At 32.3% G+C, this 26,548-nt stretch carries 27 protein-coding genes; 22 read left to right on the top strand and 5 right to left on the bottom strand.

The features are described from left to right. Window positions 1-9: 9 nt before the first annotated feature. Window positions 10-2,148 carry a type II restriction endonuclease gene (locus tag LC095_RS27060; RefSeq protein WP_319005791.1) on the bottom strand — a complete coding sequence of 713 codons (2,139 nt, stop codon included), beginning with the start codon at window positions 2,146-2,148 and terminating at the stop codon, window positions 10-12. Between the two features lie 238 nt (window positions 2,149-2,386). Here LC095_RS27060 and LC095_RS10655 point away from each other — a divergent pair, with 238 nt between their 5' ends. The 5 genes from LC095_RS10655 to LC095_RS10635 all read left to right on the top strand — a co-directional run bounded on the left by LC095_RS10655 (window position 2,387) and on the right by LC095_RS10635 (window position 7,542). Next, window positions 2,387-4,285 carry a DEAD/DEAH box helicase gene (locus LC095_RS10655; RefSeq protein ID WP_226528183.1) on the top strand — a complete coding sequence of 633 codons (1,899 nt, stop codon included), beginning with the start codon at window positions 2,387-2,389 and terminating at the stop codon, window positions 4,283-4,285. Between the two features lie 13 nt (window positions 4,286-4,298). Further along, window positions 4,299-4,730: an EcoRII N-terminal effector-binding domain-containing protein gene (locus LC095_RS10650; RefSeq protein WP_226528182.1), complete on the top strand. Its 432-nt coding sequence runs from the start codon at window positions 4,299-4,301 to the stop codon at window positions 4,728-4,730. Continuing rightward, complete coding sequence (locus LC095_RS10645; protein WP_226528181.1) at window positions 4,727-6,343, top strand: ATP-binding protein; 1,617 nt, start codon at window positions 4,727-4,729, stop codon at window positions 6,341-6,343. Before LC095_RS10650 ends, LC095_RS10645 begins: the two co-directional genes overlap by 4 nt. Continuing rightward, window positions 6,330-7,166 carry an HNH endonuclease gene (locus LC095_RS10640; protein WP_226528180.1) on the top strand — a complete coding sequence of 279 codons (837 nt, stop codon included), beginning with the start codon at window positions 6,330-6,332 and terminating at the stop codon, window positions 7,164-7,166. The genes LC095_RS10645 and LC095_RS10640 overlap by 14 nt, the downstream gene beginning before the upstream one ends. Before the next feature lie 88 nt (window positions 7,167-7,254). After that, window positions 7,255-7,542, top strand: a complete 288-nt coding sequence (locus LC095_RS10635; protein WP_226528179.1) for a hypothetical protein — start codon at window positions 7,255-7,257, stop codon at window positions 7,540-7,542. Between the two features lie 291 nt (window positions 7,543-7,833). On the opposite strand, the gene LC095_RS10630 is transcribed toward LC095_RS10635, so the two are convergent. The 3 genes from LC095_RS10630 to LC095_RS10620 form a co-directional block, all read right to left on the bottom strand. Then, window positions 7,834-8,937 (bottom strand): tyrosine-type recombinase/integrase, encoded by a 1,104-nt coding sequence (locus LC095_RS10630; RefSeq protein ID WP_226528178.1) that lies wholly within the window; start codon window positions 8,935-8,937, stop codon window positions 7,834-7,836. Between the two features lie 473 nt (window positions 8,938-9,410). Next, on the bottom strand, window positions 9,411-10,163 hold the full coding sequence (locus LC095_RS10625) for a hypothetical protein (RefSeq protein WP_226528177.1): 753 nt from the start codon (window positions 10,161-10,163) through the stop codon (window positions 9,411-9,413). Between the two features lie 219 nt (window positions 10,164-10,382). Next, window positions 10,383-11,288: a DNA/RNA non-specific endonuclease gene (locus tag LC095_RS10620; RefSeq protein WP_226528176.1), complete on the bottom strand. Its 906-nt coding sequence runs from the start codon at window positions 11,286-11,288 to the stop codon at window positions 10,383-10,385. A 647-nt stretch (window positions 11,289-11,935) separates the two neighbouring features. Between LC095_RS10620 and LC095_RS10615 the strand changes: the two genes are divergently transcribed. The 13 genes from LC095_RS10615 to LC095_RS10555 all read left to right on the top strand — a co-directional run bounded on the left by LC095_RS10615 (window position 11,936) and on the right by LC095_RS10555 (window position 20,860). Then, on the top strand, window positions 11,936-12,250 hold the full coding sequence (locus tag LC095_RS10615) for a hypothetical protein (protein ID WP_226528175.1): 315 nt from the start codon (window positions 11,936-11,938) through the stop codon (window positions 12,248-12,250). A gap of 108 nt (window positions 12,251-12,358) precedes the next feature. Next, complete coding sequence (gene radC, locus LC095_RS10610; protein WP_226528174.1) at window positions 12,359-12,823, top strand: RadC family protein; 465 nt, start codon at window positions 12,359-12,361, stop codon at window positions 12,821-12,823. Between the two features lie 12 nt (window positions 12,824-12,835). Further along, window positions 12,836-13,345, top strand: coding sequence for a DUF1643 domain-containing protein (locus LC095_RS10605; protein ID WP_226528173.1), 510 nt, complete (start codon window positions 12,836-12,838; stop codon window positions 13,343-13,345). A 32-nt stretch (window positions 13,346-13,377) separates the two neighbouring features. Next, window positions 13,378-13,701: a hypothetical protein gene (locus LC095_RS10600; protein ID WP_226528172.1), complete on the top strand. Its 324-nt coding sequence runs from the start codon at window positions 13,378-13,380 to the stop codon at window positions 13,699-13,701. Beyond that, the gene (locus LC095_RS10595) at window positions 13,685-13,993 is read left to right on the top strand and encodes a DUF960 family protein (RefSeq protein ID WP_226528171.1); all 309 of its coding nucleotides are present in this window, start codon (window positions 13,685-13,687) and stop codon (window positions 13,991-13,993) included. Before LC095_RS10600 ends, LC095_RS10595 begins: the two co-directional genes overlap by 17 nt. An 89-nt stretch (window positions 13,994-14,082) precedes the next feature. Then, complete coding sequence (locus tag LC095_RS10590) at window positions 14,083-15,003, top strand: hypothetical protein (RefSeq protein WP_226528170.1); 921 nt, start codon at window positions 14,083-14,085, stop codon at window positions 15,001-15,003. Between the two features lie 112 nt (window positions 15,004-15,115). Then, entirely contained in the window at window positions 15,116-15,643 is a 528-nt protein-coding gene (locus tag LC095_RS10585; RefSeq protein ID WP_226528169.1) for a hypothetical protein, read from the top strand. A gap of 110 nt (window positions 15,644-15,753) precedes the next feature. Further along, complete coding sequence (locus tag LC095_RS10580; RefSeq protein WP_226528168.1) at window positions 15,754-16,053, top strand: hypothetical protein; 300 nt, start codon at window positions 15,754-15,756, stop codon at window positions 16,051-16,053. A 73-nt stretch (window positions 16,054-16,126) separates the two neighbouring features. Then, a complete protein-coding gene (locus LC095_RS10575; RefSeq protein ID WP_226528167.1) occupies window positions 16,127-17,929 on the top strand; it encodes a DUF927 domain-containing protein in 1,803 nt (600 codons plus the stop codon). Between the two features lie 178 nt (window positions 17,930-18,107). Then, window positions 18,108-18,272 (top strand): hypothetical protein, encoded by a 165-nt coding sequence (locus tag LC095_RS10570; protein ID WP_226528166.1) that lies wholly within the window; start codon window positions 18,108-18,110, stop codon window positions 18,270-18,272. Further along, complete coding sequence (locus tag LC095_RS10565) at window positions 18,238-19,929, top strand: recombinase family protein (protein WP_226528165.1); 1,692 nt, start codon at window positions 18,238-18,240, stop codon at window positions 19,927-19,929. The genes LC095_RS10570 and LC095_RS10565 overlap by 35 nt, the downstream gene beginning before the upstream one ends. 16 nt (window positions 19,930-19,945) lie before the next feature. After that, window positions 19,946-20,236: a hypothetical protein gene (locus LC095_RS10560; RefSeq protein ID WP_226528164.1), complete on the top strand. Its 291-nt coding sequence runs from the start codon at window positions 19,946-19,948 to the stop codon at window positions 20,234-20,236. 309 nt (window positions 20,237-20,545) lie between these two features. Further along, on the top strand, window positions 20,546-20,860 hold the full coding sequence (locus LC095_RS10555; protein ID WP_226528163.1) for a hypothetical protein: 315 nt from the start codon (window positions 20,546-20,548) through the stop codon (window positions 20,858-20,860). A 102-nt stretch (window positions 20,861-20,962) separates the two neighbouring features. Here the strand turns inward: LC095_RS10555 and LC095_RS10550 are convergent, their stop codons facing one another. Further along, window positions 20,963-21,190, bottom strand: coding sequence for a hypothetical protein (locus LC095_RS10550; RefSeq protein WP_226528162.1), 228 nt, complete (start codon window positions 21,188-21,190; stop codon window positions 20,963-20,965). Window positions 21,191-21,382: 192 nt separating this feature from the next. Here LC095_RS10550 and LC095_RS10545 point away from each other — a divergent pair, with 192 nt between their 5' ends. The 4 genes from LC095_RS10545 (at window position 21,383) to LC095_RS10530 (ending at window position 26,343) form a co-directional block, all read left to right on the top strand. Beyond that, window positions 21,383-22,297 (top strand): restriction endonuclease, encoded by a 915-nt coding sequence (locus tag LC095_RS10545; protein ID WP_226528161.1) that lies wholly within the window; start codon window positions 21,383-21,385, stop codon window positions 22,295-22,297. Between the two features lie 102 nt (window positions 22,298-22,399). Continuing rightward, a complete protein-coding gene (locus LC095_RS10540) occupies window positions 22,400-22,651 on the top strand; it encodes a hypothetical protein (protein ID WP_226528160.1) in 252 nt (83 codons plus the stop codon). A gap of 463 nt (window positions 22,652-23,114) precedes the next feature. Beyond that, entirely contained in the window at window positions 23,115-24,884 is a 1,770-nt protein-coding gene (locus tag LC095_RS10535; RefSeq protein WP_226528159.1) for a DUF262 domain-containing protein, read from the top strand. A 268-nt stretch (window positions 24,885-25,152) separates the two neighbouring features. After that, a complete protein-coding gene (locus LC095_RS10530; protein WP_226528158.1) occupies window positions 25,153-26,343 on the top strand; it encodes a hypothetical protein in 1,191 nt (396 codons plus the stop codon). Window positions 26,344-26,548 lie beyond the last annotated feature (205 nt).

Raw genomic sequence — 26,548 nt, 5'->3', positions numbered from 1 at the left:
ATCTAATTTTTAATTTGTTTGTTCCATTTTACTTCTTATATCCATTACATATGAGCAAAAACTTGAAATGTTTAAGATTTTCTCTCTATATTGTTTAGGATAAAATACACGATATTTTTCAGGGACAACAAGTTTTAGCTTATTACTGTAAATTTGCTCAAGGGTATGTTCACTTAACCCTTTTTCTAATGTAATTATATAGTTGTTATCTTCCAAATTAGAAACAAGGTTTATAGCACTCTTCCAATTTTCTTTACACGTTGTTTGAGCATTTAGGAAAATTAATGGTTGTCCCTCTGAATCAGAAAATGAAAATTCAATATCTCTTTCATAATTATTTTTTCTTGAAGACTTATATGAGAGTTCAAGAATCTCGAATATAAATTCTAGATGGAACTCAAAAGAATTAATAATTCTTCTTCTTCTACTTTCCGTAACCGTGTTTGCAAACCTTAGAAGTTCATTAAGGTCATTAAAAGATTTATTTACTTCTTCCTTATATAAATAGTTTTCTAAAGATTCGAAGAATTGATATTCAATATTAATCCACTCTAAAATTGCAGCATCGAAATTTTCTAAAACAGGTTTCTTATCTTTATGGGCCTTATAGTATATTTCTCGAGATATAGCAGCAATATTTCTAGGTCTAGGGAACTTTGTATATTTCATTGTGTATTTATTAACTAATTCCATTGTATGCTCATCAATACTTTTTTCAGTTAACATTTGAACATGAGTTGATGCATTTTCAACTGGTGATATTGAGAATGTCCCAAGGAATGCTTCAGCATCATTGCCAGATAATACATATCCCAAGTACTCATCTTTTGTTACTTTGATTATGATTAATAAATCACCGATATGCTCATCCTTAAAGAATGGGAATTTCTTACCAAATCTAGTCATACGGTATTCACTTCTAGATCCTTTTCCGTACCACTTAAACATGGTATCTGTATGATAATCAAGTTGTTCCCAGTAAAGCCTAACCTCTCGTTCTTTATTCTCGCCTTTAATTCCAGGAGAATCAAAGAGAATTTGATGTGCATGTTTAGGCACATAGAAACCACTTTGATGACCACCTGTTTTACCCGTATCATTGGCAGAAATATACTTACAAAAGAATTCACCATATTTAGAAGCTCTTGCTATTACTTCATCTCTAAGGTCTCTGTAATGATATTTACTTCGATCATACCCTTCGACAATTTTATTTTCATTCAACGATTTAACCATTTGTTCAGCTATTTTTTCAACCACAGGTACAGCGACAGTATTCCCAAATTGCTTATAGGCAGCAGTATCAGATACAACTATTTTAAAATCTTCAGGAAACCCTTGTAGCCTCGAACATTCCTTTGGAGTCAATCGTCTCGGATTTTTACCAGGTTGAGGGATTAGGATTTCTGCTCCATCTTTATAATATCTAGCTGAAAGTGTTCTCGCAGAACCATTTAAATCAACTAATCCATATCCAAAGCCATTACCAGCTTTCTTATGTTTAGCTGCATAGTCCTGTAAGTATTTCCATAAATTATCAGTTAGTGTATATTTATCATCCACATTATTTTCAAGTATAGACGAAATTGCTGGCCCTTTAGAAGGGAATTTAGGAAATTTAAAATCTAGTTGCTCCCTAAAACCAACTATATAAATTCTTTCTCGGTGTTGGGGTACAACGGGTTTTGCATCAATAATTGAATCATAGACCTTATAGCCTAGCTCTTTTTGCAGTACCCTCATTATTGTTCGAAAGGTTCTGTATTCATCATGAGATCGTAAATTCTTCACATTTTCTAACAAGAACGCTTTTGGCTTTTTATCTCTAATTATTCTTGCAATCTCAAAAAATAATGTTCCTTGAGCTTCATCAGCAAATCCATGCTGCCTACCAAGGGCATTCTTTTTAGAGACACCAGCTAAACTAAAGGGTTGGCAGGGGAATCCTGCTAATAAAATATCATGGTCTGGGATCTCTTCTGAAGGGACCTTTGTTATATCTCCAAGCGGCTGTTCACCAAAATTTGCATAGTATGTTTCTTGTGCCTTTGCATCCCACTCTGATGAAAAAACACATTCAGCCCCTTGTTTCTCAAATGCGATACGAATTCCACCTATTCCTGCAAATAAATCTATAAATTTAAACATGATGTGCCTCCTTATAGAAAGGTGTACATTCAATATAGTAATATTTTTTAACTCAAATAAATTATTATAACATAAATACTCTATTTGTAAATACTCCCACTTGTTAAAAATCTCTTTTATATTAACTATTTTAGCATTTATAATAATAGAAAGTAACTATTAAGGGTGACTAAAGTCTAATAATGTAATATACTAAAATATGGATGATGAAGTCAATTCCCAAAAGGGGTGAGCTGGTGTGCAAGGTAAATGGGTAGTGGAACAGAAGGATTCTCTAGTGCTAAATGATAGTGATAATAATACTATAATTCCAACTGCTGAGGAAATATTCCTATCTGAATTTAAAAATAAAAGCCAGATTAGAAATATTCAAGTCTTAAAACCTTCCATTGACATAGAGTCACTAAGCTTCTCTAAATACCCCTTAGAACTAAAACTACAATTAAAGCCTTATACAGATAATGAAAATATATTTATTACAGCTAATATAGTTGTTGATTTTAAGGGTGAATACAAACAAATAGTCGGTTTAATAGACTCTGGTATAGACCATATAATCATCAACAACACTTGGTATCCTTTTGTAAGAGGAACAATGGATGAAATAAAGGAAGTATTAAAAAAGTCTGATGTGAAAGATTTAGGTCGGATTTCCTTACAACAATATTTATCTATAAAAAAACAAGAAAATCCAGTTGTTATCGATAATCTCCAAGAAGTATCTCTTGATAAAAGTCAATTTATTTCAAGCATGAATATAGAGATCCCATCTTTTGTTGGGAATTTATACCCATATCAAAATCAAGGATATCGTTGGTTGAAAATGATAGTAAATGAAAATGCAGGATGTATTCTTGCTGATGAAATGGGACTTGGTAAAACAGCCCAAATTATTGCTGTGCTAGCATCTGAGTCAAAGGATGCAACTAATCCATCTCTAGTGGTTGCGCCAGTATCCCTTCTAGAAAACTGGAGAAGAGAAGTCCAAAAGTTTGCACCTAGTCTTAAAGTAAAAGTTCATCAGGGGAATCATCGTACAGGTTTCTATACTGAGTTTACTAAGTTTGATGTCGTTGTTACTTCATATGAAACTGTTCTAAGAGACCTCTCATTGTTTCAAATGTTGAATTGGAACATAGTAGTAGCGGATGAAGCCCAAGCAATCAAAAATCCTAAGGCAAAAAGAGCTATAGCTATAAAGCAAATTGATAGGAAAGCAACTATTGCTGTAACGGGTACACCTGTAGAAAATAAGTTAACAGATTTATGGTCAATTACAGATTTTGTTTTTCCAGGTTATTTAGGAGAGTTAAAGCAATTTGAAGAAACGTTTCCAGATGAGATAGATAGTGCAGAGCAACTAGAGCCATTAGTTTCTCCGATACTTCTTAGAAGGCGAGTTAAGGATGTTGCAGGAGACTTACCTAAGAGGATTGATATTCCTCAAGTTCTTAAACTCTCTGAAGGAGAGGCAAATTTATATGATAATTTGAGAATGCAAATTATAGAGGAATATGGGAAACAGGCATCTCTAGTTTCCTTAATAAAATTAAGAATGTACTGCACTCATCCTTTTTTACAAGTTCCCTCAGAGGAAAGAGAGCCAACTCTTTTTGGTAAGTATATTAGACTTGTTGAAATCTTGGAGGAGATTATATCGAACCAAGAAAAAGTAATAATTTTCACCTCTTATACCGAAATGTCAGATATTTTTGTAAGTGATTTAACTAATAGATTTGGTATCCATTGTGATTATATTGATGGCAGAGTTGATGTATCTGAAAGACAACCAAAAATTGATAAGTTTAGTGGAATAAATGGATCTGCTATTCTTATACTTAACCCTAGGGCAGCAGGTGCTGGTTTAAACATAACTGCTGCTAATCATGTAATTCATTATAATTTAGAATGGAATCCAGCTATAGAAGACCAGGCGTCAGCACGTGCACATCGCAGGGGACAAACTAGACCGGTAACTGTATATAGACTATTCTACGCAGATACTGTAGAAGATGCGATAAATAATAGACTAGAAAGAAAAAGGGAAATTTCAGAAGCAGCAGTAATAGGAACGGATGGTCAAAGAAGTGACAACACTGATATTATTGATGCTTTACTAAAATCACCTATGACTTGAGGAGGAAAGAGCGTTGAGTTATAAGCAGCATGAGATTCCAATGTCAATAAGTAAAGTACTAAGTGCAAATGATACTGGGGAAACGGGAGGGCATCAAGCGGGAATGCTTATTCCTAAAACGGGTGATATTCTCTCTTTCTTTCCTCAACTAGGTAATGAGACAAAAAATCCAAGAGCGAAACTCAGATTTCTTGATAATAGTAATGAAGCATGGGATTTTATGTTTATTTATTATAATAATAAATTTTTTAATGGAACAAGAAATGAGTTTAGATTAACTGGTATGACTGCTTTTATAAGACAAAACAATCTTAAAGCAGGAGATAAAATAATTTTAACACGTGAAGAAGACGGTAGTAGATTAATAAAACTTGAGAGAGCAGAACAGGTAGAATCGGTAAATATCCTAAAACTTGGAAGTTCCTGGAAGGTGGTTAAAATATGAAAGTATTAGACAAGAAAGTTGTTCCGCCACATGCAATAAGAACTATAGAGGGTCTTAGAGATACAGGATATGAGTTTAATACTGCTATGGCAGATATTATAGATAACTCAATTGCGGCAAATGCTACAAATGTTGAAATCTCTATTGACATGGATTTTATGGGGGATATTACAATATTCATAGCTGACAATGGTATTGGCATGAATGAATCGGGATTAGTTTCAGCCATGACATACGGTTCTCCACAGAGAGAAAATCAGAAAAGTTTAGGAAAATTTGGATTGGGTTTAAAAACAGCTTCTACTGCTTTTTGTCGTTCTTTATCTGTCACAACTAGAGATAATGGTCAATCACAGATATTCAAAGCGCGTTGGGACTTAGATCATGTAGCTGACGCAGATGATTGGGAATTACTTTTTCTTAATCCAAGTGAGCAAGAGATACAAATGCTTGAGAATGTTTCTAATAACGGTTCAGGGACAATTGTTACTTGGGAAAAGGTTGATAGATTACTTAAAGATTATCAAGATCCATCTGGAACTCATGCACGTAGAGCTTTAGATAAGATAGTTTTTAGCTTAAGAGAACACGTTGCTATGGTCTATCAACGTTTTTTAGATTCTAACTATGAAGAAGCACCTAATGTAACGATCAAAATCAACGATCAATTAATTGAACCATGGGATCCATTTTGCACTGATGAACCTAACACTGAATTAGTCGCTAAACAGATACAACCAGTTGAATTTGAGGATGGAACAAAAACATCCTTTAGTGTAAAAGCTTATGTTTTACCGAGGAAAGAGGAATTTTCTACTGAAGAGGCAAAGAAAAAAGCAAAGCTATCTAATGACCTTCAGGGATTCTTTGTTTATAGGGAGAATCGCTTGATTCATTTCGGTAATTGGTTGGGAATGTATACAAATGAACCCCATGGCACTTTATTAAGGGTAGAATTCTCATTTGAGTATCTATTAGATGAAGCATTCAATGTAGATATAAAAAAGTCAAGAATAGCTTTAAATAGCGAATTGTATAACTGGTTAAAAGAGCAGTTTCTACCTGCACCAAGAAGAGCTGCTGATGAAAGATATCGTAAAGGTCAAAAGAAAAATGTGAAGAAAGCTTCAAAGGGAGCCCATGATACATCTAATAAAGGTATTGGTAATCGTGAGAATGAATTAAAAATATCTGATTTAGAAGTTAAGGATAAAGCGAATAATGATGTAGAAGTAACGAATAAAAAGGGGAAAGTTCGAATTAAGTTACCGATTCTTGAACCAGTTAAAGATAATGAGTTACATGTGTCGCCTGTGGATTCAATTGAAGATGGTCTATTGTGGAAACCTGCTTTAATTGGTACTCATCATGCGGTTAAAATTAACACTAATCATGCATATTATCATAAAGTATATATCCCTAATTTAAGCTCGGGTGTAACTATTCAAGGAATGGATTCATTGCTCTGGGCTCTAAGTGAGGCTGAATTAGGTACAATTAGTGAAAATACGAAATATCATTTAGAAGAGCTTAGGTACGAAGTCTCAAGAATACTAAGAAGACTTGTTGAAGATCTCCCTGAGCCGGAGTTAGATGATAATGAAACAAATTGATGTTAATAAATTAACAGAAGAACTTGCAGAAAAATATGGAGTTAATTTGAAGGGTTCTTCTTTTTCTGACAGAATTGAGTTTAGGCCAACAGATATTGAATATGGAGTTGGATTCATAATCAAAGTAACGTTAGAATGGAGAAATCTATCAGCGGAATTTATTCCAGATAATTTTTCTGCTGGTCTCCTTAAAATAATGGGTACTTCTGAAACATATAAAAAGAACATTTTCAAACTTCTTGCTCAAAGATGTTTACATGAATTATCCATGGAAGTAAATGGTGAAGAAGTTAATCCAGTAGATATAAATAAATGGAGTGGAAGTTGGACACAACTTTATTTAAGACTTTCTAAAGCACCAATTATTGTTGATGAGTTAGATATTACAGAATTTAAAAATGTTATTTTAGATATATCAGATGCGATACTTGGACTAGTTTTGACACTTCTTCCTTTAGAAGAAGTGTCAATTGATGAAAGTACAGTGGGGCTTCCTGAGGGTGCAGTAACCCGTATAGAAATGAATCGGTATGAAAGAAGTCAATTTAATAGGCAGGCTTGCATAAAAATCCATGGGTGTATTTGTAAAGTATGTGATTTTGATTTCATACAAATGTATGGATCTTTAGGTAAAGGTTTTATTCATGTTCACCATATAACACCAGTATCGGAATTAAGTCCAGATTATAAAATAAACCTTGAGAAAGATCTGGTACCTGTATGCCCTAATTGTCATGCAATGCTACACAAAAGGACCCCCCCTTATTTGATAGAAGAACTTAAAAGTATCATTTCATCAAATATGAAGGTTGGTAAGGGCTAAAGAAACGGCCCTTTTTTCTTTATTTCTTTATAGCAATTGGTAAGCTACATAAACTGAAGTAAATATATTTTAGAATTTGGTGATCGTTTTGAAGTTAGCCTTAGTTTATTATCAAGAACAGGAAAATTTAAACACAAAAGAAGTATTGAATAGGATGAAAGAAGAGTTTGAGAAGGAAGATTGGGAACTTGCTGCATTAATTGTAGATCAAATCAATAGCTATGATAATCTCATGATTATGATAACTAAAGAATTAGTTAAGGCGGATATACTATATCTGTACAGTAAAAGTAACATCACTGATGATTTTTATTGGAATTTATTATGCCAAACTTCCAAAATTGAGAATGTATCAATAAAAGAATATCTAAAGTAAATAAATTTGTGCTCAAAATTGATTAACAAAGAACGGAGTGGAAAGATGGTTTGTAAGTGCGGAGGAATTCTAGATGTAATCAGAATTGAAGAACCATCCAAATCTTTAGAAAAACCCCAACAATTAATATATAATCGCATTTGTGATGTCCAATGTGTAAAATGTGGTGAGATTTACTACAGTCAACCTTATGATTCTGGAATGAGAAGTCTAAATAAAGTTAGAAAAATAGAGAAAGAGTAAATCAAAGGAATGTGAGAGTAAGAAGAATGCCTATTTCAAGCCTAGTTTTTAGATATTATTAAATATATCTATAGTTTTTTTCTCATCTTCTTCCCTTAATTCCTTAACGAGATGTGAGTATTCATTTAATGTTGTCTCTATATTGCTATGACCTAAACGTTCACTCACATAATAAATGGATACCTTCTTATAAAGTAGTGTACTCACATGGGTATGCCTTAATCCATGAACAGTAATTGGTTCTAAACCTAGTTGTGCTAATGTTTTTTTTAATTGTTTATTAGCAGTAGTATTACTTATTACCTTGTATTTTGATTTAGGACTATAAAAAACTAATTGATGTAAATTGGGTAATGTGGAATCAAATAAATTTTCAAAATGAGACATTGTTTTTGTGTCCATTTTAATCGTTCTATTGGAATATTCATTTTTAGTTAATCCAAATCCTTCAGGGTTTCGCTTCATGTATCCCCAGGTTTTATTAATTGAAATAGTTTGATTTACAAAGTCGAAATCACTTCTGGTTAACCCTACTATCTCTGCAAAACGCATTCCTGATGTTAATGCTAACAGTAACAAGGAATAGCACAAACTATTATTAATTTCCTTCCATATTTCTTTTAATAAAATTTCACTTTCTTTGTAATTTAAATATTTATCAGTGGATTTTTTAGCAGGTGTGCTCCAAGTCAGTACTGCCTTTCTTGTAAAATCATATTGTATAATTTGTTCTTCAATTGCATCTTTTACACAGGCACGGATATGTGCATTTAATTTTTCAACGGTTTCCTTTGCCTTGTTAGAACCGTACTCATTTAAAAAAAATTGATAATCGTGTCTTTTTATCTCTTGCAATGATTTACTTCCGAAATGAATCTTAATTGCCTTAGACGTATACATGTAATGTTGTTGGGTTGTTTGGCTTAAATGAGATTTATATAGTTTTACCCATTTATCAAAATATTCATCAAAAGGAACAGGTTTTAAATGTGGAATCACCCCTTTACTTAAATGTACTTCTATAGCAGCAGCGGCTATTTTTGCTTCTTTTTTTGTGCGAAATCCACCTTTTCTAATTTGTTTTGCTTTACCATTTTCCATGTAACTAACAGTGTACTGATATGTTTTACCCCTCTTTTGTATACTTGCCACAATATATCACCTCTATTGAGAGTTAAGTTGTAAAATTTTTGAATTTCCCTATCAGAAATTCATTTTTCTAATGGTTCCAACTATGTTGTGACCGTCATGCAAAATGAAACAGTTTTTGCTCATTTAATTGACGCAGCTAATTGGAAATTAGATTAAAAACAATGTGTTCTTTTGATTAATAAAAGCTATTTTATGGAAGTATGTTTTATCATAAAAAGAGCTGAAAAATACTAGTAATGTATAAAAATTTGCATATTTAGCTCTTTTTTTATTCTTCCTTTGCTTTACTAAAGCCCTTATAGTTTGAGTACATTGTTTCACAAACCTCATTTTTGAAGTTAAATGAGATATATTAATATAAGAAAAGCACGACATATCTGAAGCTAAAATTATATTGATTTAACTCCACAAAATGGAATTTACTTAATAGAATTCTCCACTTGCCTTAAGTACACAAATACTGCCTTATATTACTAAGTATCTCTTTTCTTCCTTTTATAGCCTATATATTTATGAGATTCCATTCCTATAATAGGTGCATATGTAACTCTGGGAATGCTCTCTATAATATTGAGTATTTGGTCTATTCTTATTACTTCAATAGAGAAAGGGTTACTCAAGATTAGATATTCAATTTTTAATTTAAATGTATGTATCCACTCTAATAAATTCTTGTCTGCACTTATTCTATATGACTTAAAAATTTCTGCTGGCTCATTTTCTCTGCTAATTGCAGTGTGAATATTAAAATCTATATAATCAAGTAGAAAAATACCATGTTTAGATGGAGACATTTTTTTCTCATAACTTTTTATATGTTTTAGCCAATTTTTCTTTATTGAATTTACAATATTAAGATGTGTGTGTTGTTCAAATGGGCGAGAAAATGATTTGCTTACTAGCGTATCCACTCCGCTACTATCAAGATTACTTAAAAAAGTAGTTTCACTCTTCCTTTTTAAGAACAAAGATTCTTTCTTCTGTTTTGCCCCTTTTCTTCCCTCTGATGATGAAGTAACTGCAAAATGTTCTATAAAGCCATCTTCAAATATAAAATCTGGAAATTCATTACTATTCTGATTAGGCTTAGCATCTTTTAACCATTTTTGTAATTCAATATACTGTTGATTTGACATACCAAAACAATCTTTTTTATTTATTTTGTTTTTTACTAAATCCAAGCATCTTTGCTCTATGTTATCTTGGTATTCTTGATTCTTACTCATTCTGCACCCCTTCTTATTTTTGTCATTTTGTAGACAGTAATTAACTATACAATTATATCATCTAAGAACATACGGTTTCCTTATCCATTTGATGGACTCCTTCAAAAAAGTCTTATTAAACAAACCTGCCACTTTCATGAAATAGAAGAAGCTGCCCCATGGCAGCTAGATCCGTTACTTTATGTACATTTAATCATAATACCTAAGGGTTCTAGTGGCTTACTCGCCTACCATACCGTCGTTATCATTATCTCTCATATATTTGTACAACCAATGATCACTAGTTATTGGCATACTGAAACCTGCTGCTTTTGCTTCTGCGATTGTCACCTGTCCATTACCGTTTGTATCAACACTAGAAAGATCCCCTTCATTTGTGGAAGAACTTGCTGGTTCGGACTCGGAGTCCTTATTTCCGGTTAGTCCAAGTGATTCGTTTACTTCATCCGGGTTCACATTGTAAAATGAATCCGTAATGACATTTCCGTTTATTGTATAGGTATACTGATAACTGGAAGGAATCTGCGTTTCCGTATCCGGATAGGTGATAATCGCTTCAAAATTAGTGGTCCCATCTGCCTTGCGGATCGAATCTTCTAAATAGGCTTGGTCACCATGTCGGTTGAGCGTACTATCTTGTGGGGTAATATTATAAGCATTCGATACTCCTCCGAGAGAATCAGCAATGATATGTCCTTCATCTAAATCGTCCCTTTCAACGCCAGGAACCTTTGCCTCATCCGAATAGTATCGGCCAGAAGATAATACAGGTTCGTTACTGTCATCTTGTAGAATGATTTCGTCAGCAATGACACGTACTAATTGTCCGTATTCATTAGTAAATGCCCAATATTCACGATCTCCGTAACCAATGTCAACGACGATGTTCGGTTCACGATTTCCAGACAAATCACCTCCATCTACTTCCATGAGTTTGTATCCTGCGAACCGTTCATCATTTGATTGGGTTGATGTTTCTCCTGCTTCTGATTTCTCTGATACTGGTTCATCCACAACCGTATTGATAGTTTCTACATCTTTAGTGGTTGTATCTTCATGGTTGGTACAACCAACCATGATTATGGTCGTTAAAAGTAAGATTATATAGTTCATTTTCGTTTTCATTTTAGGATTCTCCTATGACAGTTTCATATTGTTCATTCTAAAAATCTCTGAATTTTAAGATAGATTGACGTTGTTAACCTATTGACCTACTTATAATAGTATATTCCAAGATTAACTTTATTTCCGTAGTTATTTTGTTCGTAGTGATGCGGCAAAGTGTGTTTGTTTACTACAGAGAAGTGCCTAAAAAGCGAGATGGTTTTGCAATAACTTTAAAATTCCTGCCTTATTGTATTAACCTGCTCCTTTTCTACTATAAGCAAGGTTCACTTATTACAGGAATGCTGCTCCGGTAGTGCAGCAAGCATAAATTTACAGATATGCATAAATATTAGCTTATATATATTAACTTAAGAGTAACAATTCATAATTATAGTGCTAAAACTTACATTAACTAATTACTAGAAACGGCAAGCCAAGAGACTACTGTAGAAAATGCAACTTCAAATTGGAAAAAGTGTCTCAATTTTATCAAGTAAAAACTGTATCATCTCTTTCAAGCGGTCACATGTATTAGAAGATTATAATCACTAAGTTTTGTAAATTTTTGTATACATTGTTAATTATAAACCATTTTTTCGTAAAATATAGTAATTTTTTACCATGTTTGTGTTAGTTTATGTTTAGGATAATAGGAGGGATATTTAATGAGTGTCGAAAATATAAGAGTAATAATTGCAAATGAATTACTGGAACAATTCAATTTCGAAGGATTGTTGATACATCCGTTAGAACCTGAGTTAGCAATGTTGGTTTTAAGTAGTAAGTTTGATTCATTTAATCTTCAAATATATCAACTTAAATTATACGATGATTTAAACTATCACATAGAAAAATTACTGACGGTTAAATCATTTTCAGCAATGGTTGAAATGGAATATTTCATAAAGACTTTCGCTGCATTTAATGATGAGGATTTTATGAGGTTCATAGGAAAAGTTACTAATGAATCACTCAATTAAATTCCTTACTATACATAGCGAAATAAACGATATTTTAGATATATATTATATAAGTAGTTAATAAAATAAATTCAATCAAAGAGATTGAAGATAATTAGGAGGAGCTTTATGAAAACTTGTAATCAAAAAAGTCCAGCAAAACGTGTTAACATTGTAAGTCTTAAACTTGTAAAGGAATCTAGTTTGCTATATAAAGAGAGAGCAATACGATCTCCAGAGGATGGATACAAACTATTGAAACAATTTTTATCCGATGCAGACCGGGAATACTTCATTGTTGTTTCACTTGATACAAAAAATCAGCCAACTTCAATAAATGTCTGTCATATTGGTAGCTTAAATTCAAGTATAGTTCATCCTAGGGAGGTTATGAAGTCAGCTATTTTAAGTAATGCTGCCTCAATAATTGTTGGACATAATCATCCCAGTAATGATCCCACTCCAAGTAGAGAGGATATAGAAGTCACTAAAAGGTTGGTCGAAGCGGGGAAAATTATTGGGATAGATATATTAGACCATCTTATTGTTTGTGCTGAAAAATATGTATCTCTTAAAGAAACGGGACATATCTGAAAGGAGAAAAAAGTGAAAACTACAAAAAGCACGATAAAAACAGAAGTCATTTATGATAACGAAATGAAAAACAAGTATCTTATAAGGAAAGAGTGGGACAAGAACCGGAAAAAGGCTCTTGTTATTATGAAAGTTGCAGGTCAGGCAGATGAAATTATGCAAGACCAAACAACAATGTACGTCATAAATAACCTTTCTAAATTGGAATACGGTGTTGTAGATATCGTTAATCTATTTCCATCTCTTGAAGGAGAAGAAACGAAAAATTCTGTTATTGAAAACTTGAAATGTATTCAAGAAGCTATCCCAAGAGTAGATGATGTTATTATTGCAGTCGGAAAAGGTGTAGAGTCAAACAAGAAGGCTATTGAACGCTTAAAAATGATTTTAGCAATGTTGTTAGACAAAAAGGTAAACATCCTTCAAATAGAAGCGAATTTTGGTCGAAAAGGTTTTCACCCTCTGTATCCGGCTGTAAAGCATCAGTGGAAATTAGTACCTTACGAAAAGGCCATAATGTGAACTAATAGTAATTATTTGAAAGGAGTCACGCCATGTTTGGTATAGAGCAATTAATAGACTTTATGGAAAAGAAATTCGGAATATCAGTTGAATTAAATGCAGTAGGAGAAGAAACAGTACATCTTTATCATGATGAGCTAGAAGAAGACCTAATTTCAGAGGATATGTTGAAAATATTACCTAATCCAGTTTCATTGCACACATATATATACAATGAAGAATCAGAGTGGATTATTGGAATTGCCTTACAAGCAAAGACCAATAATCCACTCTTTTTAGTTTGTTTAAAAGATGGGGAACGAGTGTATGAACAATTACTAACTGAAGGGGAAAATGAAAATGACTTTACAACTTAAACCTCGCTATGTAACAAGAGCGATTAATGAAGAAGTAAATATAGAATTACAAGTCCTACTGTGGGAGCTGTTGGACTCAATTGCAGTTAAGAGAAAAGATAAAATGGATTACTTGCAGATTTTTGAACTTGTTAATAACGGTAATAATATAAGAATAATTAATTTTCAAGAGCAGCCAGCAATGAAGGAAGAATTTATAATAGGAAAAGGCAAATTGAACATTAAGGATGCTACTATTTGGATTATTGATGAACCTAATAACCAAACCATGCTGTTCCCAAGCGATTATTAATTTATGAATGCTAAATCAATTATAATATAATTAGTTGATAGGTGCGGTGGAAAACCACCTTACCTATTTTTTTGTAAGGAGATGAGGGAATGGAGAAGAAATACTCAACAAATATTCTATTTAGTTGTACTTTGAAAGATATCGGTGAAAATAGTGATGCTATTGATTTAATGGAAAGCAGGTTGAATCAATGCTTAACATTGCTCTCAACGGTAATTAACATAATTACATCAAACGAAGGTCTTTCTGTTGAAGCAAAGGACTATATGAACAGATTTGAAAATATAAAAAGGTTTAATGATCAAAAGCTACCATTACATTCAGAAGAAGTTTGGAGTATAGAAGAATTTACACTACTCACAATAATGTTACGCTCCATAACCCGTAAGAGGTACAGCTCAATGAATAATACTATTTTGACTTATATAGGATCAGATAAACCTCTGTCAGATAAAGTTACTAATGCTAATCGGCAATGGCTATTGGAGGCATACAAATGCTTAGGAGTATTAAAACATTACAAGTGGAGTAAAGATATAGATAAAGATTTGCAGAAGACTTTGTTTGGAAGTGACTTTAACTTTACAGAAAGGCTATTACAAATACAAGAAGTTGAGTCGAATATAAAAAAGTCAGATGTTTTAGAAGGGGAAATAGACTCAGTTATCGGTCAAGTGTTAGCTAAATGTGCTTATCCAGAGCTTTTGGAGGAAAACAGAAGAAGTTCTGCCACTAAGCTAATAGATACAATAGCTAAAGTTATATATGCTTTAGAAAAGGTTGAAGGCATTATGCCACAAGAAATAGCGATTATTGAATCAATCAAAAAGATAAGCAAATTGAGAGAGGATATTGAGTATAACTATGACGTTAGTAAGTACTATACTGATAAATATTGGGAAAATGTAATGGATAGTGAAGAAAATGAAGCTGATTTATTAAAAATAAAAAAGCAGCTTACAGGGGAATTTTCTGTAGAGATGGATACTATTGAAAAAAATACACTCTAAATCAACGGTTGAATCGGATTTTTTTTATCCCGATTCAACCGTATTTTATTTTTGCTAATACTTTTATAGTTAGCTACAGATACATCATTAACAAAAATAGGAGGAGTAAAAAATGGGTAAACGTTTGATTGGGATTGATACAATGGTGGATTTAAGAAAAAGTATGAAGTTGGAGTTAGAATTTATTGAAAGGTATGAAGCACTTAATAAAGAGCATGAATTCGAATTTATATTTGCACACTTCGCTTATCTACCACTATTAAGTGAAAGAGCTAAGGATGAAGAGGATTGGACAACCTTCAAAAATTATATAGCAAGTGATTTTCTTTGTTTAGAATATCCACCATGCCATATTTATGCAAATAGAGATGAGGTAACAGCTATTTGGTTCATACCTGACGAATTCCTTATTAACGAACTAGGAATAGAAGAACAAAAACTAGTAGTGAAAAACCTGGAAAGACAACTCGAAACACTAAAGCTTTGTAAATTAAAGAAGCTCTTCCCCTCTGGAGGAGATAGAGATATAGAAGAAGTGTTGTATTTAGAAGGATACTATAGGAAGGAACAATTTTTAAAGACTTTACTAAATAGAAGAACAGAAAAAGCTAGTGTAAGTTCGGCCATGGGGAGAACATAATGGCTCTTACTAAAGGAGTACATCGTCCCTACCAACCTGAGCAAAAATTTAATTTACAGAATTTCCTTCCAAATGATATTCAATGTCCTAACATACAGGAGGGAGAAACTTTGTTAACCATAACGAATTGCAAAATCATTTCAAACAATCAAATCAACAGCAACGTTAGAGAAAGAATTGAGGTAGACTTTATCGATGAAGAAAATAAACCTCTTAAAAAGATCTTTTATCGAGATACGGGGATGGTTAACTTTGCAAAGTTTATTGAAGATATATTCATCGACCCGACATGGGATGACCTAGATCTTAATCATCTCGTGGGAAATAAAATTAAAGCATACATTTACCACAATTATTTAGCTAATGGAAAAGGGTACGCAAATATAGCAAAGTGTGAGCTTTATCAATAAAGATCAGAAGAATAAAGACTATAGGAGGCAAACCTAGTCACCCTAGTCTTTATTCAATCTAGGAGGAATTTTAATGTTAAAAAAGGTAAGGAGACCGGTTAATCATCAAGGAAAAGTAGAAAATCAGCCTATGTCTAAATTAGATGCTGAAAAAAAGAGACAGTTAGTAAAAATACAATCTAGCCATGATATTGAAGTACACCCCTACAAGATAACGGGCAATGATTTAACTGTTTGGAGCGATAAAAAAGAAAAATATGTATATGTTTCTAAAGCAGTAAAGATAAAAGCGATAAAAAGAAATATTGAAACTAAGGAAATTCAAATTGAACTAATATTTTGGGCATATGACAAATGGGAATCTATAACCATTAGCAGAGGTGAATTGACTAAAAGAGAGCTAAAAAAACAAGCATCTAAAGGATTAGATGTATTAGAGGATTTTCAGGCTGGAGAAGTTTCTTCATTTCTCAGCAAACAAGAAAAAACTTTAAAGCCAACTAATGTCCATAGTGGAATAGGTTGGGACATAGTAAATGGTCAACTTGTATATAAACACTACAAAATAATTACTAGCCCTTCTACTCCATCTATTGATTCAACATATTCGGGAGATTTTAATCTTAAGCCAAACGGAGATAGTTACGATTTCCTTGGATTAATATTAAAAGAGGTAAGAGGCCATACTCCTCTTGAATTAATGCTATGTATCTCAATATCTGCACTAATTATTGGTATGTTAAATCGTACAAGAAAAGGAAACTTTGATAGTTTACTAGTTCACATAGTCGGCACATCGACTATAGGGAAAACTACAGCAGCAATGATGGGTGTGTCCCTAGTGGGAAGTCCAATTCCAAAAGAAGGCTTATTACAATCGTATCATGGGACTAAAAATGCTATGGCTAAAACTATAGTGAATAACTATGGTGCTCTGATTGTTTTTGATGAATCAACAATGAACCTTATGGATTCACAAAATCAAAGTGCGTTTATATATGAAATGTCCCATAACAGTGACAAATCCAGGCTGGATAAAGATTCTGAATTGAAAGAGACTCAAACTTGGAGCACAACTATAGTATCAACTGGTGAAAGCTCTATTCTTGGCAAAGCAAACAATAATGAAGGTTTACGTGTAAGACTGTTTGAATTTTCAATTGATAATTGGACAAGAGATGCTGAACATTCGGATACTCTTAAGAACGAATTATATAAAAATTATGGTCATGTAGCCCCTAAAATAGCTGAAAAAATGTTGGAACTAGGTCCAGAGGAAATTGCTAACATGGTAGAAAGTAATAAAGAGTATATTCAAAAATTGTTACCAAACTCAAAGTTTCGGGACCGTATTGCTACCAAGTTCTCATTAATGATAACCCCTATTGAACTTATCAAAATGACATTTAATATTGAGCTATCTGAAGAGAAAATTCTAGAGATGTTGATTGAACAAGAGCTTAAATCTATGACTGAAAGAGAAATGGCACCTAAATTTCATAGTCAATTAAAGCAATATCTTATCCGATATAAAAGACACTTTAAACATGGTACTCAAGAAGTGATTGGTCACCAGGAAATATGGGGAAAAATTGAAACAAGTTCAAATGAAACCCGTTGTTTTATACTAACAGTCATGTTTGACAAAATTGTAAAGGAACTAGGGTATTCTGACACCAAAATCTTGATAAATGAGCTGAAAAAAATGGGAGTCGTTTTACATGAGAAAAATAAGAATCAGAAGAGAAAATCCGTATTCTCTAAAAGTGAAATGAAACAACGTGAGGAAACACTAGGTCAAGCAGGGTATGCTGAGAAAGGTGATTATACTTATTGTATTACCTATGAAGGGAATATCTTTGAAGATATAGTTTGAATTTTATGATTCTCTCCCTACTCACCCTACTAAAAACTCTGAATAATAATTATATTCTCTAATGTAATTTAAATATTTTTTTATAAAAACTAAAGGGAGTAAAGGGAGAATAGGGAGAGTATAAAAGAAATATAAAAATATATTATTATAATGATTTATTTAAAAGGAGTCTTTAGATATGTTAAATCAATCTGTATCAAATGAATATGAATATAATATTATTCTTGATATATTAGCTGAAATGGTGACGAAATACATGATTAAAGATAAAGAAAAAAATGAAAAGAAGGAAGAAAGGGAGAGAAATAATGACAATAAATGCCCTAGAAATCAATTATCCTAGTGATATCTCAAATAGGGTCCATAAGGGACTAAAGAAAGTAGCATTATATGCTCGTGTTTCTACAACAGAACAAGCAGAGGATGGATATAGTGTAGATGAGCAAATACGACTATTAAACATCTGGTGTGAAAAGCATGGATATATCGCTCATAAGGAATATGTAGATAGAGGTATTAGTGGAAAGTCTATTAAGGGAAGACCAGCACTTCAACAATTATTGAATGATGCTAAACAAAACGAATTTGACATAGTTCTTGTTTGGAAGATGAATCGTCTAGCTAGGAACATATTAGACTTATTAAGAATTGTAAATCTACTAGAGCAGAAAAATATTTCATTCATGTCTTACTCTGAAAACTATCAAACAGAGACGTCAGCAGGAAAATTGCAGTTTCATATGATGGCAGCTATTTCAGAGTTTGAACGGGGCAACATAGCTGAGAACGTTAAAATGGGTATGATAGCTCGGGCTAAAGAAGGTTCCTGGAATGGTGGCCAAGTTCTAGGTTACGACTCTATTGAGGTTCCAAGTGATAATAAGAAACGAAAATCATCGAGGCTTGTTGTAAATGAAAAAGAAGCTCAAACAGTAAAAAGAATATTTGATTTATATACAGATGGACATGGCTATAAGGCAATAGCAAATAAGGTTAACAAAGAAGGACATCGCAGTAAAAAGGGAAACTCATTTTCTATTAATGCCATTAGAACTATTCTTACAAACCCTATTTATGTAGGTTTCATTAGATATAACGTAAGACAAGATTGGAGTGAAAAAAGAAGAAACAATATCAATCCCAATCCTGTAATTGAAAAAGGACAGCATGAGCCAATCATATTAGAAGAAACATGGGAAAAGGCACAAACGATATTAAAGAGTAGGAGTAAAACACCTAATCGTGTTCACAGCGGAGATTACCCTCTTACAGGTGTGTTGAAATGTCCAGTATGTGGAGCAGGTATGGTCTTGAGTAGGACAACAAATCATAATAAAGATGGTAGTAAGCGTGTTCTAGAGTATTATGTTTGTGGTGCATGGAAGAACAAAGGTACTGCAGTTTGTCGTTCTAATGGAATAAGAACTGAATATGCTGATGACTATGTATTAAACAAAATTGGTGGACTAGCAACCAGTGACAAATTAATTAAAGATGTAGTTGCTAGAATTAACGGTGGGTTAAACGAAAAAACTTCTCCCTTGCAAAAAGAATATAAAGTATTAAAAAAATCGTTAAGTGAAATACAATCTAAAAAAGATAAAGTTCTTGGACTATATGAAGATGGTGTTATAGAAAAGGCTGATTTAGTCGAAAGGATTGAGAAACTAAATGAAGAGAAAAAGCTAACGGAAGAGCGATTGTCTCCTTTAGAACTTCAACTTTCAGGACAGAATCATATTAATGTTAACTATGAGTTGGTCAAGGAGGTGATGTCTAATTTTGTATTCAATTATAAGAAAACAATAACAACCGAGCAAAAGAAACGTTTAATACATTTGCTTGTTAGAGAAATAAGAATTAGTGAGGGTCGACAAATAGATACTATTCAAATAGAACTTAATAATGAAGTGGTTCGACACTTCACAAAAAAAGGAGAAGATAAATCGTCTACTGAAGATGATTTATCTTCTCCTTTTTCTATTTTAATCGACCTATAAAAAGGAGTAAAAACTTATGAGTGTTATTAAGGTATTTAGGAACTACTTAGAGGAAAATCATCCACACTTGGCGTGGAAGGATTGGAAAGCTGAGGCTAGAGTCTTATCAGTGGACGATATCAGGAATGAAGAGGTTAAGGCTAGTGTACCGAATGAATTTAGAGGAGAACTAATATGTTGGGTATTCTTCTATGATGGCGGTGCATCGAATGTTGTTTACTTATTGCAGGATGAACAAGGGCTAAGGGATATAGGAATTGGGCTTTTGAAAGATGGTAAACTTGTTAAGCCCATTAGCTTTGTGTGACGTACTAAGAAGTGTATATATAGCGCAATTGAATATTTCATCAAGTAGGAGAGGTTAGCTTTAAAAGAGTTGTCGTCTCTATTTTCGTGTGTGATTTTACGGTAAAGGAGGTGAGTGCATGACTCCAATTGATCTATTCAAAGCAGGCGTGGTATTTGGAGTATCCATCTTTGTATTTATTAAGGAGAACACTAATCAAGAGAAATAAAGGAGGGTGTTAGATGCAATACTTTTTGTTGGGAGCAGTCGTTGGGATTGTAGTTTCTTTGGCAACGGAATTAACACAAAGATCAAATAGGAGCTTTTGATATGAAAAAAATACAGTGTTTAATAGATTTTAATAACCTTGTAGATGAAATTTCAAGTGAATTTTTAGAATACCTAAATAGTGAGTTTTATAGTCTTTATGAATATCTGAGTAATGGTGAAAGGTTAGAAGAATTTCTACTTGATAATCATCAAGCAATAAAAATAGTTGAAAACTCTAAAGAATTAGACTTGCTATTGCAAAATACATTAGGACTTGAATATGTAGAAGAAGTTCAATTAAAGACTATTACTTGTTTGAGAATAGGGATTTTTCAGTTAGAGGATATACAATTACATTACTTTTTAAAAGAGTAAAGAAAGTTGGATTTTTCTTTTCCGCATCACACAAGTAAATAGCAATAAAGGATAGATTTTATAAGTTTCATAACAAAGCAGGAAATGATAGCTCCTGCTTTGTTAAATAGTGGTATTAACATATTTTGAAAGGTTTATACCTTTTCTCACTTCTGTCTTATATGAGTCTTTAATTCCAGAGATACTAACAATTTCAGCAATACTATAATGATTACGTAATATCTCTTCTCCATATTTAATTCCAAAAAGATGTATGAATGTTACTTGTTCTTTATCAGGTGCAGAATTATACATTTCTTTTAATTTTTTCCCGAGTTCAGCTACAGTCACTTAAATATAACCTCTCTTTCAAGACTTTGACATACCATAATTTTACAACATATAATGCTGTGATGGTATAATTCTTTTTTTTGGTTCAACTAAATATTTATCGACATCTACAATAAAATGAAATCAAATTATTCATTATTTCCATCCAAATTTTGTTATATTAGTGGTAGGAAGTATTTAGGAGATGATGAAGTGACTGTACCAGGTTACCAAGAGTTTATGTATCCATTTCTAAAACAATTAGAAGACGGAAATGAGTATAGGCTGCAAGATATGTACACTTTATTAGCTATTCACTTTAAGTTAACAGAGGAAGATATTGAAGAGTTGTTGCCAAGTGGCAAGCAAACACTATTGCATAATCGTATCGGATGGGCTAGAACTTATTTATCAAAGGCAGGATTAATTAAAGTTGTAAGAAGAGCAGTATTTAAGATTACAGATGAGGGATTGATAATTTTATCCAATCCGTCTATCACTAAGATTGATAAAAAAATTTTAGGTAAATATCAAGGCTTTAATGAGTTTATAAACAAAAATCCGGATGAAAAAGATAATCCAAAAAGGGATTTAGTTGTTGGTGAACAAACACCTTTGGAAATTATAGGGCATAATTATAATATTTTAAAAAATGACCTACAAGACCTGCTACTAGGAAAGATATTGGAATGTTCCACTACATTTTTTGAACGTCTAATAGTTGAATTGCTAGTGGCCATGGGATATGGGGGTTCTGTAAAGGATGCTGGTAAAGCAGTTGGTAAATCAGGTGATGAAGGAATTGACGGGATAATAAAAGAAGATGTACTTGGTCTCGATATGATTTACTTACAAGCAAAAAGATGGAAATTAGATTCTACAATCTCTCGCCCAGAGATTCAAAAGTTTGTAGGAAGTTTAGTAGGTAAAAAGGCCTCTAAGGGGATTTTTATTACAACAACTAAATTTTCTAAGGAAGCAAGAAATTATGTTGACTCTATAGAAAAACGAGTAATATTAATTGATGGACAAGAGTTGACGGATCTTATGTTCAAATACAACATAGGAGTATCAAATGAAGAAGTATATATTACGAAAAAACTAGATTTGGACTTTTTTGAAGAATAAAAAGTCACTTGTGGTCATAAAAAGGTAAATTAAAGGTGTTATAAACTAAATTTAAATAAAAATTTGAATATAAATAATTACTTTTAAGGGGGAAGGGGTATTTTGCAGGAATTATTGAGTTTAGAACATTTTAGAGAAGTAAAAAGCAAAGGGCATGGTTATATTGCGATTACAGATAAAAATCTACCTAAAAACTGTATTCATCATACTTCCTGTTATGAAGTAAAAGAAAGGTATTTTAATCAGAAGGTTATCACTAGTAATAGAAAAAATGGCTCATATTATTATACTGAGGAACCAATGTTAGCCATTGATAAATTTGAAAAGATGGAAAAATGTCAAAAATGTTTCTAGGAGTTTTGTTTAGAGAAATCCTTATATTCTTACAGAAGATATAATAAATTACCTTCAATCCCTTTTTTGAATTTTAATTTTGGTTTCACGTGAAACTTTTTATATAAATAAGATAGAAATGCTAAAGTTGCTACCCCTTCGTTTGAAAAAGTGTTCCCTCAAAATCATTTTTAGCTAAGTGTTTGACGTCAGTAATGTAGTCATATCTACAAGAATTATGTAGATATTGTAATGATGAAGGATAAAAGTACAATACAAGAAATAAACCTAAAGATATAAGTGTTATTGATGTAATTGAGTTTGAACTTAAAAATTATATGCTAATTGGAAACAAAGGAACTTAGAATTACTTAATAAAATTAGGAATAAGATTATACATATATAATGATTTTTCTTTTAAACAGGAGAGAAAAGAATAAACTATTCAAAGAATATCTAAAAGATACAGAACGGAGAATAGACAATGGCTACAACAATTGAAGTGAATAAACAGAGTGTCAAACAATTATTAGAAACAGGCAAAGTTAATAGATTCATCATCCCTGAGTACCAACGGCCATATGCGTGGTCTGATGAACAAATTCAAACGCTCTTTGATGATTTAGTAGAATATACCGAAAACAATAATGAAAGCACCTACTTTCTGGGGACGATTGTATCTTATGAAAATGAGAACGATGAACAGGAAATTATAGATGGTCAACAGCGCATCACTTCTTTGTTTTTATTGCTACGTGCACTTTACTCAAAACTTAATTCGATGACAGAAACAAAAGAAGTGAAAAATTTTAAAGGACAAATTGAATCAGCATTGTGGGAACAGGATGAATTAACTGCTGAGGTTGATTATGAAAAAACGCTTATAGAATCTAGGGTGATGAGGGATGAAGGAAACGAAATTTTTGCCCAAATTCTAATCAGTGGCACTATTGAAGAAGGTGCGAAAGATAACTATTCGTTAAACTACAAATTATTTACAGCACTAATAGAGAAATATGCTACGAATGAGCCAGAGTTGTTTTTCTGGTTCATCCGAAATGTTTTAAATAAAGCGATTTTGTTACCAATTACCGCAGATTCACAAGATACTGCGTTAACAATATTCTCAACTCTGAACGATAGAGGACTAGCTTTATCCGATGCAGATATTTTTAAAGCAAAGATCTATAATCACTTGGATGCTGAAGGGAAAGTAGTTTTTATCGAACAGTGGCAACAACTTGATGATGATGCTACAAATGCGAATGAAAGTATTCAAAAATTGTTTTATTATTATATGTTTTATTTGAGAGCGTTAGAAAACGATAGAAATACAACGACACCAGGGATAAGAAAATACTATTCAAGGAATAATTTTGAGCAATTATATAAGAGCGACGTAATGAATAATCTAAATACGGTGCTTAACTTATGGCTTGTAGTTAATAATCGTGTAGAAATCGAAGATGAAGACTGGTCGAAAAATATTGAAGTTAAAAAAGTACTTGATGGGTTATCATCGTATCCAAATGAATTTTGGAAATATCCAGTAGTCATTTACTATCTAAAATATCATGGTTCACAGGATTTTGAAGAACTATTCTTGAAATTTCTCAAGAAACTACTAGCAGTTTTGGCAGCACGGTATATAGTTACGCCAACTATTAATGCTGTAAAGCGCGGAATCTTGAAATTAAACTCTGAAATTATTAAATCGTCTATGCCAGTATTTGATTTTGCTACAGTAGATGAACAGGAATTAAAAGGGAAGGTTAAGACGGCTCACCGTAATACTGTTCGTATGATATTGAAGATTCTTGCTTATCAAAGCCAAGATGAACTGCTTCCTGAAAAATGGGAAATAGAGCATATACTTCCTCAAAAATGGCAATCAAGTTATTTTCCAAACAATTCTGATGCAGAAGTAAAAGAGTTAGTGGAACATATAGGTAATAAGGTTCCTTTTGAGAAAAAACTGAACATTATTGCAAGTAATGGATACTTTAAAAAGAAACAAGATAGTTATGAGAAATCAAAAGTGCAGTTATTACTTGACCTTTCTAACCAGCATAATAATTGGGGGCTAAATGAAATTCGTGAAAGAGATATTCGTATTTCTGACGAGTTGTTAATCCTACTAAATGATTGGGGGTTAAATCAAACGAACTTTCCAGTTCAAGAAGAACAATCTCCAATTCCAACCGCTGAAGAATCAAAGATGATTGAAGAGTTAAAGAGAAAAGGTTTAATTTAAGAGAATAAGTTGAACTAATCTATAAAAATTATAAGGAACTTTAAGAAGGAACATTGAAATAACTAAAATTCATTCGAATTACCATATTGTTGAGACTTAACAACTAGGAGAAGGGAAATCGTCCGATAATGGTTTTCTCTCCTTTTTTAGTTTGCTTTGATGTTAAATTAAGATTTACAAAACAGATAAGAGATTCCCTACTTTCTCTTTATTAAAGTGATTATCAGATATATAGTTGGATAATATAGACATTAATAGAGGTGACAATATGGAAGCCACTTTAATATCCTCTTTAAATTTTAATGAAATTAAAGACCTTTTCACATCTTCCTATACTATACCTGAGGAATTTAAGGAAATTGTAAAAAAGGCAATTAATCAATATTCTCAACCTAATAAAAAAAGCGAAGGAAAATTAACTGAACTTGTAAATAAATCTTACTCCCCTTTAGATACATTTTGTTATCTTACAACAAATAGTAAAGGGAATTTTAACCAGTGGAATGGACATTTAGCGGAATGGATTACATGTTTTGAATATAATTCAGGGAGAAATAATGATAGCGTAGTCTTTACCTTTGTAAACCCTGATACTACTTCAAAAGCAGACCTCTTGCATATTATAAAAGTCGGCAAAGGTTTTAAGTGTGTGGCTGGAGCAGATATTAAAACGGGGAGCCCAAACTATGTTCTTGATCAATTAGAAAAAGTTTGGAAACATGAAGGAAGCATTCCATTTTTCGACTACCATAATATATTAAAAAATAAGGAAAGGCTAACTCAAAAACAAAGAGAAAGACTAGTTAAGTTAGAAGGAAAATATCCTAAGAAAAGGATCATAACATCTAGTTATGCAAGAGAAGAACAAATTAAATTCAGCCATGACTATCTTTCTTATGTTGCAAAAAATGAAACTGGTAATCTAATTGAACGGATAAATAGTGCTAAACAGAATTTACAAGATTATAAGCGGAACGAAAGAAGCTGGATGGATTTTAATCAAGGAGCAATTGAAAAGTTTAAAGTTGAGTCCGAAGTGAAAGATAAACAATGCAATGATAATGTAATAGAAGGTAAGGGTCATGGTTCAAAAAAATCTTGGTTTGTAAAGTCTAAAAATTGGCTTACGAAAAAATCTAATAATGCAATAAGACATATTAGTGAAAATAAGAGTGAAATTATAGAGGGTGTTGTACATTTAGTTGTGGAAACAGCTATAAATAAAGGGACTGAAAGATTATTTAATTATAAACATAACCAATCAAATAATGTTCAAATAGAGTCCAAAGATTTAACTGAAACTCCGAGAGTAAATACAAATAGCAAATTAGCACAATCAGAACCTTTAAAAAGTGATTCATTGAAAAGAGCATCGCCGAGAGAACATGATGTTAGTGGATATTTTAAGAAAAATGGAACATATGTCAATCCATATCCAAGAGGGGGGAAAGGGAAATAAAAAAATCTGAAATAACAAAACCTCATTTAGATTCCTACGGTGAATCTAAATGAGGTTTTTATGGAACAAAAGCAGTATATTCCTATAAGATAGGTACTGTTTTTAATATGTAAGGTATGTCCTATAGGAATAGGATATAAGGTCATTAGCCTAGGTAACATAATTAGCACACGGTAATGTTGATTCTGCAGAAAGTCAATACAAG

Origin of the sequence: Metabacillus niabensis (assembly GCF_020524345.1) — a bacterium.
Classification (GTDB): domain Bacteria; phylum Bacillota; class Bacilli; order Bacillales; family Bacillaceae; genus Metabacillus; species Metabacillus niabensis_B.
This window is presented reverse-complemented; position numbering and strand designations above follow the sequence as displayed.

Coding starts and splice junctions, on each gene's coding strand:
- LC095_RS27060 (WP_319005791.1), bottom strand. CDS start 2,148: ATGTTTAAATTTATAGATTTATTTGCAGGAATAGGTGGAATTCGTATC.
- LC095_RS10645 (WP_226528181.1), top strand. CDS start 4,727: ATGAAAGTATTAGACAAGAAAGTTGTTCCGCCACATGCAATAAGAACT.
- LC095_RS10640 (WP_226528180.1), top strand. CDS start 6,330: ATGAAACAAATTGATGTTAATAAATTAACAGAAGAACTTGCAGAAAAA.
- LC095_RS10625 (WP_226528177.1), bottom strand. CDS start 10,163: ATGAGTAAGAATCAAGAATACCAAGATAACATAGAGCAAAGATGCTTG.
- LC095_RS10620 (WP_226528176.1), bottom strand. CDS start 11,288: ATGAAAACGAAAATGAACTATATAATCTTACTTTTAACGACCATAATC.
- LC095_RS10615 (WP_226528175.1), top strand. CDS start 11,936: ATGAGTGTCGAAAATATAAGAGTAATAATTGCAAATGAATTACTGGAA.
- radC (WP_226528174.1), top strand. CDS start 12,359: ATGAAAACTTGTAATCAAAAAAGTCCAGCAAAACGTGTTAACATTGTA.
- LC095_RS10600 (WP_226528172.1), top strand. CDS start 13,378: ATGTTTGGTATAGAGCAATTAATAGACTTTATGGAAAAGAAATTCGGA.
- LC095_RS10595 (WP_226528171.1), top strand. CDS start 13,685: ATGACTTTACAACTTAAACCTCGCTATGTAACAAGAGCGATTAATGAA.
- LC095_RS10590 (WP_226528170.1), top strand. CDS start 14,083: ATGGAGAAGAAATACTCAACAAATATTCTATTTAGTTGTACTTTGAAA.
- LC095_RS10585 (WP_226528169.1), top strand. CDS start 15,116: ATGGGTAAACGTTTGATTGGGATTGATACAATGGTGGATTTAAGAAAA.
- LC095_RS10575 (WP_226528167.1), top strand. CDS start 16,127: ATGTTAAAAAAGGTAAGGAGACCGGTTAATCATCAAGGAAAAGTAGAA.
- LC095_RS10570 (WP_226528166.1), top strand. CDS start 18,108: ATGTTAAATCAATCTGTATCAAATGAATATGAATATAATATTATTCTT.
- LC095_RS10565 (WP_226528165.1), top strand. CDS start 18,238: ATGACAATAAATGCCCTAGAAATCAATTATCCTAGTGATATCTCAAAT.
- LC095_RS10560 (WP_226528164.1), top strand. CDS start 19,946: ATGAGTGTTATTAAGGTATTTAGGAACTACTTAGAGGAAAATCATCCA.
- LC095_RS10555 (WP_226528163.1), top strand. CDS start 20,546: ATGAAAAAAATACAGTGTTTAATAGATTTTAATAACCTTGTAGATGAA.
- LC095_RS10535 (WP_226528159.1), top strand. CDS start 23,115: ATGGCTACAACAATTGAAGTGAATAAACAGAGTGTCAAACAATTATTA.
- LC095_RS10530 (WP_226528158.1), top strand. CDS start 25,153: ATGGAAGCCACTTTAATATCCTCTTTAAATTTTAATGAAATTAAAGAC.